We start from the raw sequence: 13815 nt of genomic DNA, 5'->3' as shown, positions 1-13815 counted from the left end.
GAAATATGTCATATCCTTTGTACAAGGTCAATAGTGAAACGAATTCAACTTTGATATGAATCCTCTTTCTCCTTACTAAACTCAAGAGAATCTTGAATCATGCTATTTGTAATCTGAAAGAGCCTAGTCACTTCTCTAAATACTAATTCATGAAATATTCTATGGTTCGCACCTGCTTGTTTTGGATTGCATCAAGCATCCCGGCAACATGTTCATTAGCTAATATTTGCACCATTCGCAATTTGCACGGCAGACAAGATAGATCCAAAACAGGCGAACATAAGAATACCTATAACTAAGACCTGAAATAAAAAATATTCTATCGCTAGCTTTTTGTCGCATTCCTATATTTCTGAAATTTTTATTGCTTCATTTCTTGAAAATTCTAAAAATTGAACACCTTTAACCTTTGGATATAAATAACACTTGTAGGAGTTATTAAATTCTATGTACGCATTGACTATCCAGAAAGCAAATGCGACCCATATAAATACTGTAAATATATAAAATGGAACGTGATTAAATGCCAATTTCAGTACATTCGATTTATATAAAAGAAGAAAAGCAATACCACCAAAAATAGTTTGAGTGAGTATAGTTGTCATGAATTTGTTGTAGGCTTCTCGACCTTCCTCAAAAATAAACATAATTTCTCCTAAAAATCATTAATTTTCATAAAGTTAAAGTTATTATGTTTGCAAACATGGAGTAAAGATAATGCTTATTTTTCGACAAAACAATATGCTTAATCTTTGATTTTTAATAATATTGATACGATTTTACAACTGATTTTTTACATAGCTTCTACTTAAATATCAAATATAAAGCGCCAACTTTTCCGAGTCGGCGCTTTTTTTGTTTACAATTCTCTCAGTTTTTTTATAAAAAATCTTAAGCCGGCGCATTAAAACAATTCAGATTTGTCTACATCAACTCGCCGTCCGTTGCTCTAACCAACTGAGCTATAGACCCTAAATCACAATGCTAATGATTAAAGATGCCTGATATTAGTCAAATAAAATTACAAACAGATGATTTTATAAAATTACTTTTAAAATCATATTCTTAGATAAATCCACCTGATATTCGCAAGCTGAGTAAAGAAAATATTTCCTTGTTTTGATCATTTTAGAGACATCCAAATTTTCTTGTGATCTTAAATTTTCAGCCATATATTTTATATAGAACTCGGATTAAACTGCTGAAATTCATTTGTAATGATAAAGAATATGAAAAAATTTTTAGGAAAATCTATTTTTAAAGCAACAGGTTGGGAATACAAAGTTGATCCAACTATCTTGGAAAAGAAGCAAGTTATTATTGGATTTGAACACACATCGAACTTAGATACGATCTTATCTTTAGCTTTATTCGAAATTTTAGAGCTTAAAATTCATACTCTCATCAAAAAAGAGCTTTTTAAAGGTCCACTTAAACCAATTCTAGAAAAGCTTGGTGGCATCCCTGTTGATCGTAAAGCAAATAAAGATATTGTTACGCAAATGGTTGACTTATTTAATCAAAATGAAAATTTCAACCTTGTAATTGCCCCAGAAGCAACGCGTGCCAAAGATGGTGAAACTCGAAAGCCAATCCGTACAGGTTTTTGGCATATAGCTAAGGCAGCGAATGTGCCTATCATTCTAATGTATGCAAATGCTCGTACGAAGAAAGGCGGTATTTTAGGGAAAGTCTACCCTACGGATCTTCAACAAGACTTAGAAAAAATTAAATCACTTTATGCAGAATATGGAATTGATGTAAAAATTAGCTAAGCTCATTGTTTCGATCAATCTTTGTAAAGTGACTGTGATTTTAAGTTTTGAATATGGAACATGGCTGTTTTCAACAAAACCATCGCTATGCTAATATTCGTGCACTTTTTTAAGTTTTAATTTTTTGGAGTTACTTCCATGGCGGGTCATTCTAAATGGGCCAATATTAAGCATCGTAAAGCTAAACAAGATGCAAGTCGCGGTAAAGTTTTTACTAAATATATCCGTGAGATCGTAACCGCTGCACGTTTAGGCGGTCCAGACGCAGCGAGCAACCCTCGTTTGCGTGCTGTTGTTGAAAAAGCACTTTCAGTCAATATGACACGTGACACCATCAATCGTGCAATCCAACGTGGTGCTGGCGGTGAAGACAATGATGATTTAAAAGAAGTAACCTATGAAGGTTATGGTGTGGGCGGTGTTGCAGTTATTGTAGAAACAATGACAGATAACTTAAACCGTACTGTACCTGACGTACGTCACTGCTTCTCTAAAACCAATGGTAACTTGGGAACCAACGGTTCGGTAGCCTACCTGTTTACTAAACGTGGTGAAATTTCTTTTGAAGATGTTTCTTTAGAAGACAAAGTCATGGAAGTTGCTTTAGAAGCAGGTGCTGATGACATCGAGATTGATGAAGATAGTATTCTCGTCATCACTAGCCCAGAAAGCTTTGGTGATGTACAAGATGCGCTCACAGCAGCAGGTTTAAAATCGGACAATGCTGAAGTTGTGATGAGCCCATCGACTAAAGCTGAAATCAATGATATTGATCAAGCCAAACAAATCATGAAAATGATTGATATGCTTGAAGATCTAGATGATGTTCAAAACGTTTATACCAACGTTGAATTCTCTGAAGATGTATTAACGCAACTTGATGCTTAATTCATTCAGAATAGTAAAAAATGCATCTTTTTAGATGCATTTTTTATAGCTTATTTAAAAGTTTATAGCAATTAAAAACATTGTATTCTTTAATCACAAAGCTAGAGTGAAGCGCAACGACACTATCGATCTTACCAATACGACGTAATAAGATTTCACTATAATCATCCATATTTCGCGCCACTAATTCTAAAATAAAATCAGCGCTCTGCCCCGTCACGAGAAATGCATTGGTCACTTCTGGGATATCTTCAATTTCTTGTAAGAACTTATCAAAAGTTTCACTATCGTGTTTACTCAACGAAACTTGCAAAAGAATATGCAGACTAAAACCAAGTTTATTAAAATTAATTTCTCGCTTGAGCTGTCCCATCACTTGGGATTCAATCAAATTTTTGATTCGACGATGGACTGAGCTGACAGACAGATTAATACGCTCTGACAATTCATTCAGATTTACGTCTTCATGAGTCAAAATTTCTAAAATTTGCTTATCAAAACGATCTAATTCCATTTCACAGTCCTCATTATCAAATTCAGTTTTTATCGGAACTGTTTATATGTTCGTGAATTTTTAAGGGTCAAGGGAAAACATTCGTTTAACTTTTGACGATGTTGCATGGATAACGCAAACATGATTCCGATAAATTTGTGATTTATCTTTGTCCCAAAGCCGAAACAAGACCTTTTGAGCAAATGTTCAACTCATCTCCCAATAGTTGAACAACTTGTTTCGATCCCCATCACACCCTGAAACATAAGATAGCAAAGCACTTTTATAATTATTTCCCTCTTTTCAGTTTTTTTAAAGTAAATTTGGAAATAAATTCCAATATTTCCCATATAAAACGAATTATCTTTTAAATTAGAAAATAATTAGTCATTTATTTCTTACATTTTTAAGAAAAATCTTATTTTTTTCTCATAAAAAAGCCCTAATTAAAAATTTAGGGCTTTTTGATCACTTTGAATTACATGCCACGCCAATCAACTCTCGCATTGCGCTCTGTTGCATAAATACGTTGGACATATTGCCCTAATGGCAAATCAAGCAAATAGTCATGATATTCTTTTAGCTCACCTGAAAACTGTTCAATATCATCATTTTCCAATTCCCAAGGCGTTCCTTTAATTAATAATAAAGGTGCAAGGAACGAACAAACTGCAATATCAGCCAAACCTAAACGATCACCGACCAAATAACGTCCCTGATTTTCGATCAATTTGAGGTTTAAATCAGTGATCAGCTCTGTCATACGCAATTTTGATTGCGCAACTTTTTCAGGGTTAAGCTTATAGTTAGTTGATACCAGACTTTTTAAAATCGGCTTGGAAATTTTTTCAAACTGGCGTAAATAGCCTTGCTCACCCATCATAATTTCTAAAGGATGATCGCCAACTGAGAGTGCTTGAGCTAATGACCAACGGCGCACATGAATACCTAGCTCATTTGCAAGTTGATCAATTTCAAGTGCATGTTCACGTAATTGTTCATCACGTCTTAATAAGGCATGCTCAGGATAAGTTGTATCTAAATACAGCGCGATTTGTGTTGAATCAGCAATCCATTGTTTATCATCTTTTAGCATCGGCAACAGATATTGTCCTGACTTAAGATAGGTAAACGCACGGTGAAAACCAGGAATTAAATTATGTGCAACATAGTCCAACTCCTTATGATCTAACAACCAGCGAGCTTTTTCACAATAGTGAGACAAAGGAAATTGGTATAAAACCCGCATAGACTCTCCAAATTTATTTTTCTACTCATGAAACATAAGGTTTTTCATACTTTAGAAGTAAAAGTCCTTCAAGACAATGTCATTTTTGCTTGATCTTTTCTAATTTTGGCTAAAAGTCTTTATCAATATTATTGGAGAGATTATTCATCTATTTCATAGAAATAGCCTTTTTGTGTTGATCAATGCAATTTTAAAAACTCTAAGCAACTGTTTTAAATAGCTATTCATTATCTATTTTTTTGTTACTTTTCTCATAAAAAATGCTTAATACTTATTGTGATATTCAAGCCATAACTGATGGTTTAGTGGAAAAGTAAAACTTTTGTAAAGTATCTCTTATCTATTAGAGGTGCTCACATGTCCAGTAATCAATCAGTGATTCAAGTTCAAATACAACTGATTTCAAATGATCAGCAGGCCATCAATGCTGCCTATCAAGTTGCTGACTTTGCATTAGAAGAACGAAATATCCGAGATCAACAGCGTATCTTGCCCAGTGAACAGATTATTCAGTTTAGTCAAAAAGGTCTAGGTGGAATCCGTGTACCTAAAGACTATGGTGGCGCATTTGTTTCTAATAAAACCTTAGCTCATGTGTTTCGTATTTTAAGTAAAGCCGATGCCAATGTTGGACAAATTCCACAAAACCAATTCGGTCTTTTAAATTTGATTAATATCACTGGTTCAGATGCACAAAAGAAGTTTATCTACGCTGAAATTCTTGCAGGTAAACGCATTGCCAATGGTGGGCCTGAAAAAAATTCTAAAGATACCAAAACCATTCAAACCAAGTTAACGTTGGAAAATGGTCAATACCTTTTAAATGGGGAAAAATTTTACTCTACAGGCACTAGCTTTGCAGATTGGTTAGCGATTCGTGCCTTACACCCCGATGGCTATACAGTATTGGTGATCGTTGATCGCCATGCTACTGGTGTCGAAGTGATTAATGACTGGAATGGCTTTGGTCAACGTACTACAGCCAGTGGAACGGTAAAACTACGCAATGTTGTCGTTGATCGTACACTATTTTTTGATGAGCGCATTATTGCTGACACCCCAAATGTGCGCGGTGCGTATTCTCAACTTTTGCAGGTTGCCATTGATGTTGGTATTGCCGAAGCAGCTTTTGACGACACCTTATCTAGCATTCGTAAAGCAAGACCGATCATCGATTCAGGTGTAGAAAAAGCCAGTGAAGAACATTACACCCTACAAGAAGTTGGCAAGCTCAACATCCTGCTCGATGCAGCGATTTTATTACTGGATGATGCTGCCGAATATCTGGATGAACTTGATCAAATCGCTGAGATTTCTGCCGAGCAAGTCGCGCGCGCTTCTATTTTAGTAGCAGAAGCAAAAATTTATGCCAATGATGCTGCCCTGCATATCTCCGAAAAGCTACTGGAACTTGGTGGCAGCCGTGCCAGCCTGAGCCAACACAATCTTGATCAACATTGGCGCAATGCTCGCGTACATACCTTACACGATCCTGTGCGTTGGAAATTCCATGCCATCGGCGACTATTACCTCAATGGTACCCACCCTGCCCGCCATGCTTGGATTTAAGGAGAAAATCATTATGACCTCATACCAAGAATTACAAGGCTTTGCCAAAACCAATTTTAAAACAGCGCATATCATTCAAAGCGATGCAGAAGCACTGGACATTGCTATTCAACTAAGTGAACAGTTTAAACAAGCAGCGGTTGAACGCGATGCCAATCGGAACTTACCTTTCACAGAAATAGAAGCCTATAGCCAATCAGGTTTATGGGCGATTACCGTACCTAAACAGTACGGTGGTGCAGAGGTTTCAAGTCTAACCCTTGCCAAAGTCATCGCTTTATTTAGTGGTGCGGATGGTTCAATTGGTCAAATTCCACAAAATCATTTTTATGCATTAGAAGTACTGCGTAATACTGGTACGGAAGCGCAAAAGAAACGCCTCTATCAAGAAGTTTTACAAGGTGCTCGTTTTGGTAATGCACTGGCTGAATTTAAAACTCGCACATCTGCACATAAGCAAACAACATTAATTCCAAGCGAAAATGGTTATCTGATTCAAGGAGAAAAGTTTTATTGCACGGGTAGCCTGTTTGCACATCGTATTCCAACACTAGCCGTTGATGAAGCAGGCAATGAATTTTTGGCTTTTGTACAAAGAGACAGCCAAGGTTTAGAAGTGATTGATGATTGGTCAGGCTTTGGGCAACGCACCACAGGCAGCGGCACAGTAAAGTTTAATCAAGTTTTTGTCGCCAAAGAGGATGTGATTCCTTTTGATGCTGCCTTTAAACAACTGTCCTTGGTGGGGCCATTTGCTCAAATCATGCATGCTGCAATTGAAGTCGGGATTGCCCGTGCAGCCTTTGAAGAAACCCTAGCGCGTGTGCGTGTGGCGCGTCCTTGGATTGATGCCAATATTGAGTCCGCAACTCAAGACCCCTTAACCCTGTCTGAGCTTGGTCGTGTGGCAACCGATGTCAAAGCCAGCGAATTACTCCTCAAACAAGCAGCTCGATCTGTTGATGCTGCTAAATATGGGTTGAATGCTGAGACCTTAGCCAAAGCCTCAATTGATGTCGCCAAAGTTCGTGCACATAGTACTGAAACAGCATTAAAGGCATCATCTAAATTGATTGAATTAGCAGGTAGTCGTGGCAGCCAACGTGCTGATGCTCTTGATCGTCATTGGCGTAATGCACGGGTTCATACCTTACATGATGCTGCGCGCTGGAAATATTACTTTATTGGCAATTATGTCCTGAACGGTATCTTACCACCACGCCGAGGGACGCTGTGATGAGTCAAAATCTCCCGAAGAAAATTTTACTGAATGCTTTTGATATGAACTGTGTTGGCCATATCAATCATGGCTTGTGGACCCATCCACGCGATCAATCACACCGTTTTAATGAGCTGAATTATTGGACTGAATTGGCACAAACCTTAGAGCAAGGTTTGTTTGATGGCTTATTTCTCGCAGATATTACGGGTGTTTATGATGTCTATCAGAATGGGATCGATCTGACTTTAAAAGAGTCGATCCAGTTGCCTAGTCATGACCCTTCTACCCTAGTTTCGGCAATGGCTTTGGTGACACAGAATTTAAGCTTTGGCGTGACCGTCAATCTCAGCTATGAACAGCCCTACCAATTTGCACGCCGTTTTGCCAGTCTTGATCATTTAACCCGAGGTCGTCTGGGCTGGAATATTGTCACAGGTTATCTGGACAGTGCCGAACGCTTAATTGGGCAAAAAGGTTTAAAAGATCACGATGCACGTTATGATCAGGCCGAGGAGTTCTTACAGCTTTGTTATAAATATTGGGAAGGTTCTTGGGAAAATGATGCCTTAAAGAAAGACAAGCAACAGCGTATTTTTACTGATCCAAACAAAGTCCACTCGATCAATCATCAAGGTCAACATTACCAAAGCCAAGGAGTATTTCAGGTTGCACCATCGGTTCAACGTACGCCAACACTCTTCCAAGCAGGTGCTTCACCGAAAGGACTACAGTTTGCCACGCGTCATGCCGAATGTATTTTCATTGGTGGTGATCAACCTGAAAAGATTCGTCAGCAAGTCAATAAGATAAGACTACAAGCAACACAGCAAGGTCGTGATGAAGATGCGATTAAAATCTTTGTCGGCATTACTGTAGTTGTGGCTGAAACAAATGAACTCGCCCAGCAAAAACTGGCTGAATATCGTCAATATGCCAGCCCTGAAGCAGGTTTAGCACATTATGCCAGTTCAGTCGGTATTGACCTTGCCAAGTTCGAAGATGATGAAGCGATCCCCTATCAAAAGAGCAACAGTATTGCTTCCGTCAATGAAAAGTTTAAAGAACAACGTATCAGTAAAAATGGTCTGAAAGCGCAGCATGTTCTTGGTGGACGTTATCCATTGATTGTGGGCAGTGGCGCAGAGGTTGCGCAATACCTCATTGAGCTACTCGATCAAACTGGCATTGATGGTTTTAACCTGACTCGTACTGTTGCACCTGAATCACATCATGATTTTATTCGACTGGTGATTCCAGAGTTACAACAACGTGGACGTTATAAAACTGAATATGCCACAGGTTCATTACGCAATAAACTCTTTGCCCAAGGCGATCATTTAACTGCAAGCCATCCTGCCGATCAGTTCCGATGTAGAACGCAGAACAACACACATCACCTAAAAATAATTGAAGAAATTAGTGGTTAACATTTAATAAAAGAATTGGAGAAATATATGGCTCAAACAGCCTCTAAAAAATGGTTGGGTATTGGCCTTGTCGTTGTTGTTGCGATTATTGCCTTATTGATTTGGAATAAACAAAGACAGAACCATAGCAGTGAACTGGTGATTGGGATTAGTCCTTCTTTTGCTCATCCACTGCAAGTTGCAGCAGATGAAGCCAAACAGCAAGGTTTGAATGTCAAATTGGTTGAGTTTTCCGACTGGAATACGCCTAACATCACTTTAAATCATGGTGATATCGATGCGAACTTTTTTCAGCATCAACCTTTTTTGGATAATGCCATTAAAGAAACTGGCTTTAAATTAAAGTCATTTGCTGCAGGTGCGGCTTCGCATGTGGGACTGTATTCAAAAAAATATAAAAGTTTCGATGAACTCCCGAATGGTGCAACGGTTGCCATTCCCAATGATCCAGTTAATCAAGGGCGTGCTTTATTGCTATTGCAACAAGCCAAGTTGATTGAGCTGAAAGACAGCAACAATCATCTTTCTGCACTTAAAGATATTACAGCGAATCCGAAGAACCTGAAATTTACCGAAGTTGAAGGCCCGCAAACTGCACGAGCCATTGATGATGTTGATCTCGCTTTTGGCTATCCACATTACTTACGTTTAGCTAAGACGACTGATCCTGAAAGTGCCTTATTGTTTGATGACAACACCAATAAACGTTATGCGATTTTATTTGTGGTTCGTGATGACTATCAGGACAAGGATAATAAACTACAGAAATTTGTCGAGATTTATCAAAACTCACCGAAGGTCAAAGCTGCATTGGATAGCGATTTCGGTCCAACGTTGTGGTTCCCAGGTTGGAAATAAGGAGAACAATCATGGTGAGTTTTGGTTCACAGGTCAATTTTTCAGTCCCGCATCTGAAAATACGCGGTTTAAATAAGTTTTATGATGTACAGGGCCAACGCTTACATGCATTAAAAGACATTAATGTGGATATTCCCAAAGCACAGATTGTTGGCATTATCGGGAAAAGTGGTGCGGGTAAATCCTCACTGATCCGTACCTTGAATGGTCTTGAAGCGATTGATACAGGCAGTATTTTGATTCACCAGCAGAATATTGCTGAATTGGGTCATGCTGAACTGATCAAAACACGACAAAAAATTGGCATGATTTTTCAGCACTTTAATTTAATGTCAGCCAAAACCGTGTGGGAAAATGTGGCTTTACCGCTACGTATTGCGGGTTATGAAAAGGCTGAGATCGAACAACAGGTCAGTGAGGTACTGACGCTGGTGGGATTAGAGGCAAAGCGAAATGATTACCCTGCTCAACTGTCTGGTGGGCAAAAACAACGTGTCGGTATCGCGCGGGCCTTGGTTTCTCAGCCTGAAATCCTGCTCTGTGATGAAGCTACCTCGGCACTCGACCCTGAGAGTACCGCCAATATTCTGTCCTTATTAAAACAAATCAACCGAGACCTTGGTTTAACCATTGTCTTGATCACCCATGAAATGCAGGTCATCCAAGAAATTTGCGATCAAGTCATCGTAATTGATCAGGGTGAAATTGTTGAAGCTGGGCAAGTCTGGTCGGTATTTTCCAATCCGCAACAACAAATCACGCAGGAATTACTCAATTTTGAACAAGTGAATTTACCCTTTGAGCTGAGCCAATCTGCTGATCAGCACACCACACAGCAGATTTTAAAACTCAAATATGTAAGTGAATCGAAATCGGTTCCTGATCTGTATGAATTGCTGGGCAGTTTTAATAGTCCAGTTCAAGTGTATTACAGTCAAATTGATAGCATTCAGCAGCGTACTATCGGCTCATTGATCATCGGGATTCGCAATCTCGAATTTGACTTAAATGATGCACAATTTGAAAAACACCCTGCCATTACACAACTTGAGGTGATCGGTTATGTACAATCAACTCATTGATCTATTACTGACAGGCACAATCGACACCTTAGTGATGGTAGGGGTTTCTGCCTTTATTGCCTTTTTAATTGGTCTGCCAATAGCCTTAATTTTGGTGAGTACTGCAGATTTTGGTATCTATCCATCTAAGAAAATAAATCAGTCCTTAGGCTGGATCATTAACATTACCCGTTCTGTCCCTTTCCTGATTTTAATGGTGGCATTGATTCCATTTACCCGCTGGATTGTCGGCACTAGCTATGGCGTATTAGCCGCGATTGTACCCTTAACCATTGCTGCCATTCCCTTCTTTGCACGTATTGCAGAAGTCAGCTTACGTGAAGTCGATCAAGGTCTGATTGAAGCCGCACAAGCCATGGGCTGTAACCGCAAACAGATTCTTTGGCACGTACTACTTCCCGAAGCATTATCAGGCATCATCGCAGGCTTTACTGTGACCATTGTCACCATGATCAGTTCTTCTGCTATCGCAGGTGCGATTGGTGCGGGTGGACTCGGTGATATTGCCTATCGCTATGGCTATCAGCGTTTTGATATGCAAGTGATGTTAGCCGTGATTTTAGTTCTTATTGTTTTAGTGATATTGGTGCAAAGTACAGGTGATCATATTGCCAAACAGCTGGATAAACGCAAAGTTTAATGTCGAATTGATAATCTGCTCTAGCCATGACTTTGTCATGGCTTTCATGTAAAATCAGCAGCAATTTTTATATAACACATTTGTGAGTGGTTTCATGGGTTTTAATTGCGGTATTGTTGGTCTGCCAAACGTAGGTAAATCTACATTATTTAATGCATTAACAAAGGCAGCGATTGCAGCTGAAAACTTTCCGTTCTGTACCATTGAACCAAATACAGGGATTGTACCTGTTCCAGATTCACGCTTAGATAAACTTGCTGCAATTGTAAAACCACAGCGCATCTTACCAACCACAATGGAATTCGTTGACATCGCAGGTTTGGTTGCTGGTGCCTCAAAAGGTGAAGGTTTGGGTAACCAATTCCTTGCAAACATCCGTGAAACTGATGCAATTGCGCATGTGGTTCGTTGTTTTGAAGATGAAAACGTGATTCACGTAAATGGTAAAATTGACCCATTAGATGATATCGCAACTATTAACACTGAACTTGCACTTGCTGACCTTGATACCGTTGCAAAAGCTTTGTTACGTTTAACTAAAGCAGCAAAAGGTGGTGATAAAGAAGCGCTTGCAACCAAAGCAGTTTTAGAAAAAATCCAACCTTTGCTTGATGAAGGTAAACCAGCGCGTGCAGCTGACCTGTCTGATGACGAACGTAAAGCGGTTCGCGGTTTTGGTTTAATGACACTTAAACCAACCATGTATATTGCTAACGTTGCAGAAGACGGTTTTGAAAATAACCCACATCTTGAAGCAGTACAAAAACTCGCTGCTGAAGAAAATGCCATTGTTGTACCACTTTGCAACCAAATCGAAGCTGAAATTTCATTATTAGAAGATGAAGATCGCGCTGAATTCTTGGAAGCGATGGGTATGGAAGAACCAGGCTTAAATGTTGTGATTCGTGCAGGTTATAAACTGCTAGGCCTACAAACCTATTTCACTGCGGGTGTACAAGAAGTTCGTGCTTGGACAGTTAAAGTCGGAGCAACTGCGCCACAAGCGGCTGGTGTCATTCATACTGACTTCGAAAAAGGCTTTATCCGTGCTGAGTGTGTGGCTTATGACGACTTCATTCAATATAACGGTGAAAATGGCGCTAAAGAAGCTGGTAAATGGCGTTTAGAAGGTAAGACTTACATCGTTCAAGATGGCGATGTTTTACACTTCCGTTTTAACGTATAAATCGATTTTCTAATCTAAAAAACCGCCAATAATGATCTTATTGGCGGTTTTTATTTGATTGATATTTTAGACTTCGATTTAAGACACTATTTGCGGTTTCATATCCATTTCAGCACGTTTCATTTGTGCTTCTTTTAAAATACGTTGATGTAATGATTTACGGAAGCCCAGTAAGAATACAAACTCTGCCAAGACGAATAATGGTCCGATTGCTAGACCAATCAGATCATCAACAAAGGCTGGCTTTTTCTTCTCAAAATAATGCCCGATGAATTGGAATACCCATCCCACCAAAAAAATACCAATGCTAGCGCCCAACCAACTCCACATCGACAATGCAGCAATTTTGATAGCCAATGGATAAACCAAGACAAATAGAATAAGCATCAAAATGCCAAATAACTTATCTAATGAAAGATAGTAAACGCTACTTAAAACTATGAGTATGATAGCCAAAGTGACCGAAAAGCCAGATATATCAACTGCAGCCCGAGCACTTAAGCATAGAATAGAAAAAACAATTAATGGAATACCCACAAAATGGGTCACAATATTATTTCTGTCTAAATGATAAGCTGCATACTGACTCAATAGACGTTCCAAATTTGTCATTTTATTTTCCTCAGATCAATTCAGTTATGCTATTAATCTATTAGAAAAATCAAAGTGAAGTTGTCATGTAGCTGACAAATGGATTCATATTTACAAAGGAATGATTGTGTTAGAACATGCATATATCCAGCATTTACAGCAAAATTCTTGGTTTAGTCGCTTAGACAAGCCGTTTCAAGAGTTCATTATTGAGCACAGTAAAAAGCAATCTGTAGAAAAAAATACTGCTGTATTTAATGCCCAAGACAAGTTTGATGGTGTCTATGGTGTTTTAGAAGGCTCTATCAGCTTGGGATATATTGATGTCAATGGTAATGAAGCAATTGCTGCAATCGCAGAACCAATCATGTGGTTTGGCGAAATCTCCTTAATCGACAAACAACCTCGCTCGCATGATGCAATTGCCTTAAAAAGAAGTGTTGTTCTTCAAATTCCTGCCGAACCCCTGAAGCAACTATTAGATCAACATCCGTATTATTGGTATTACTTTGCTTTGCTGACTAGCCAAAAACTCCGCTATGTATTTTTAGAGCAAATTGCGATTCAGACCCAAAGCATAACCCAGCGCTTAGCACAACGATTGCTGTTTATTTTAGAGGGTTATGGCAATCGATCCAGTATTCAAGATTTGAACATCCATATTTCTCAAGACCAACTTGCCAATATGCTGACTGTATCAAGACAAACGGTAAATCAAGAACTCAATGTATTTGAAAAACAAGGTGTAATTCAGCTTGGATTTAAAAAAATAGAAGTGCTGAATTTAGAGGGGTTGAGGATGCTGGCATCCTCAGGATTTTTTACAGAATAAGCA

13 protein-coding genes are annotated in these 13815 nt (G+C 38.7%); 10 read left to right on the top strand and 3 right to left on the bottom strand.

Annotation, left to right across the window (positions count from 1 at the left end; genetic code table 11):
- Window positions 1–1229 precede the first annotated feature (1229 nt).
- Both F959_RS07800 and F959_RS07795 read left to right on the top strand, forming a co-directional pair.
- Window positions 1230–1775 (top strand): 1-acyl-sn-glycerol-3-phosphate acyltransferase, encoded by a 546-nt coding sequence (locus F959_RS07800; RefSeq protein WP_004878880.1) that lies wholly within the window; start codon window positions 1230–1232, stop codon window positions 1773–1775.
- A gap of 138 nt (window positions 1776–1913) precedes the next feature.
- Window positions 1914–2663: a YebC/PmpR family DNA-binding transcriptional regulator gene (locus tag F959_RS07795; protein WP_004653079.1), complete on the top strand. Its 750-nt coding sequence runs from the start codon at window positions 1914–1916 to the stop codon at window positions 2661–2663.
- A gap of 43 nt (window positions 2664–2706) precedes the next feature.
- On the opposite strand, the gene F959_RS07790 is transcribed toward F959_RS07795, so the two are convergent.
- Entirely contained in the window at window positions 2707–3177 is a 471-nt protein-coding gene (locus F959_RS07790; protein ID WP_004661600.1) for an Lrp/AsnC family transcriptional regulator, read from the bottom strand.
- A gap of 457 nt (window positions 3178–3634) precedes the next feature.
- A complete protein-coding gene (locus F959_RS07785; RefSeq protein ID WP_004878877.1) occupies window positions 3635–4405 on the bottom strand; it encodes a glutathione S-transferase family protein in 771 nt (256 codons plus the stop codon).
- 357 nt (window positions 4406–4762) lie between these two features.
- On the opposite strand from F959_RS07785, the gene F959_RS07780 reads away from it, so the two are divergent.
- The 7 genes from F959_RS07780 (at window position 4763) to ychF (ending at window position 12389) form a co-directional block, all read left to right on the top strand.
- Complete coding sequence (locus tag F959_RS07780) at window positions 4763–5974, top strand: SfnB family sulfur acquisition oxidoreductase (RefSeq protein ID WP_004878875.1); 1212 nt, start codon at window positions 4763–4765, stop codon at window positions 5972–5974.
- Between the two features lie 13 nt (window positions 5975–5987).
- Window positions 5988–7211, top strand: a complete 1224-nt coding sequence (locus F959_RS07775) for an SfnB family sulfur acquisition oxidoreductase (RefSeq protein WP_004878873.1) — start codon at window positions 5988–5990, stop codon at window positions 7209–7211.
- Window positions 7211–8623, top strand: coding sequence for an LLM class flavin-dependent oxidoreductase (locus F959_RS07770; protein WP_004878871.1), 1413 nt, complete (start codon window positions 7211–7213; stop codon window positions 8621–8623). The genes F959_RS07775 and F959_RS07770 overlap by 1 nt, the downstream gene beginning before the upstream one ends.
- A gap of 27 nt (window positions 8624–8650) precedes the next feature.
- Window positions 8651–9481, top strand: coding sequence for a MetQ/NlpA family ABC transporter substrate-binding protein (locus tag F959_RS07765; RefSeq protein WP_004878866.1), 831 nt, complete (start codon window positions 8651–8653; stop codon window positions 9479–9481).
- Window positions 9482–9492: 11 nt separating this feature from the next.
- Window positions 9493–10563 (top strand): methionine ABC transporter ATP-binding protein, encoded by a 1071-nt coding sequence (locus tag F959_RS07760; RefSeq protein WP_004878864.1) that lies wholly within the window; start codon window positions 9493–9495, stop codon window positions 10561–10563.
- The gene (locus F959_RS07755; protein ID WP_004878861.1) at window positions 10544–11203 is read left to right on the top strand and encodes a methionine ABC transporter permease; all 660 of its coding nucleotides are present in this window, start codon (window positions 10544–10546) and stop codon (window positions 11201–11203) included. Before F959_RS07760 ends, F959_RS07755 begins: the two co-directional genes overlap by 20 nt.
- A 94-nt stretch (window positions 11204–11297) precedes the next feature.
- Window positions 11298–12389, top strand: coding sequence for a redox-regulated ATPase YchF (gene ychF, locus F959_RS07750; protein ID WP_004878859.1), 1092 nt, complete (start codon window positions 11298–11300; stop codon window positions 12387–12389).
- Window positions 12390–12467: 78 nt separating this feature from the next.
- Here the strand turns inward: ychF and F959_RS07745 are convergent, their stop codons facing one another.
- The gene (locus tag F959_RS07745) at window positions 12468–13001 is read right to left on the bottom strand and encodes an Mpo1 family 2-hydroxy fatty acid dioxygenase (protein WP_004878858.1); all 534 of its coding nucleotides are present in this window, start codon (window positions 12999–13001) and stop codon (window positions 12468–12470) included.
- A gap of 106 nt (window positions 13002–13107) precedes the next feature.
- Here F959_RS07745 and F959_RS07740 point away from each other — a divergent pair, with 106 nt between their 5' ends.
- On the top strand, window positions 13108–13812 hold the full coding sequence (locus tag F959_RS07740; protein ID WP_004878857.1) for a Crp/Fnr family transcriptional regulator: 705 nt from the start codon (window positions 13108–13110) through the stop codon (window positions 13810–13812).
- Window positions 13813–13815: the final 3 nt, after the last annotated feature.

It is taken from the genome of Acinetobacter venetianus RAG-1 = CIP 110063, assembly GCF_000368585.1.
In the GTDB taxonomy this organism is placed as follows: domain Bacteria; phylum Pseudomonadota; class Gammaproteobacteria; order Pseudomonadales; family Moraxellaceae; genus Acinetobacter; species Acinetobacter venetianus.
Note: the sequence above shows the minus strand (reverse complement) of the source record. Positions and strands in the feature narration are given on the sequence as shown.

Excerpts from the sequence above, each read along its gene's own strand:
- F959_RS07800 (WP_004878880.1), top strand. The coding sequence starts at position 1,230 with ATGAAAAAATTTTTAGGAAAATCTATTTTTAAAGCAACAGGTTGGGAA.
- F959_RS07795 (WP_004653079.1), top strand. The coding sequence starts at position 1,914 with ATGGCGGGTCATTCTAAATGGGCCAATATTAAGCATCGTAAAGCTAAA.
- F959_RS07790 (WP_004661600.1), bottom strand. The coding sequence starts at position 3,177 with ATGGAATTAGATCGTTTTGATAAGCAAATTTTAGAAATTTTGACTCAT.
- F959_RS07785 (WP_004878877.1), bottom strand. The coding sequence starts at position 4,405 with ATGCGGGTTTTATACCAATTTCCTTTGTCTCACTATTGTGAAAAAGCT.
- F959_RS07780 (WP_004878875.1), top strand. The coding sequence starts at position 4,763 with ATGTCCAGTAATCAATCAGTGATTCAAGTTCAAATACAACTGATTTCA.
- F959_RS07775 (WP_004878873.1), top strand. The coding sequence starts at position 5,988 with ATGACCTCATACCAAGAATTACAAGGCTTTGCCAAAACCAATTTTAAA.
- F959_RS07770 (WP_004878871.1), top strand. The coding sequence starts at position 7,211 with ATGAGTCAAAATCTCCCGAAGAAAATTTTACTGAATGCTTTTGATATG.
- F959_RS07765 (WP_004878866.1), top strand. The coding sequence starts at position 8,651 with ATGGCTCAAACAGCCTCTAAAAAATGGTTGGGTATTGGCCTTGTCGTT.
- F959_RS07760 (WP_004878864.1), top strand. The coding sequence starts at position 9,493 with ATGGTGAGTTTTGGTTCACAGGTCAATTTTTCAGTCCCGCATCTGAAA.
- F959_RS07755 (WP_004878861.1), top strand. The coding sequence starts at position 10,544 with ATGTACAATCAACTCATTGATCTATTACTGACAGGCACAATCGACACC.
- ychF (WP_004878859.1), top strand. The coding sequence starts at position 11,298 with ATGGGTTTTAATTGCGGTATTGTTGGTCTGCCAAACGTAGGTAAATCT.
- F959_RS07745 (WP_004878858.1), bottom strand. The coding sequence starts at position 13,001 with ATGACAAATTTGGAACGTCTATTGAGTCAGTATGCAGCTTATCATTTA.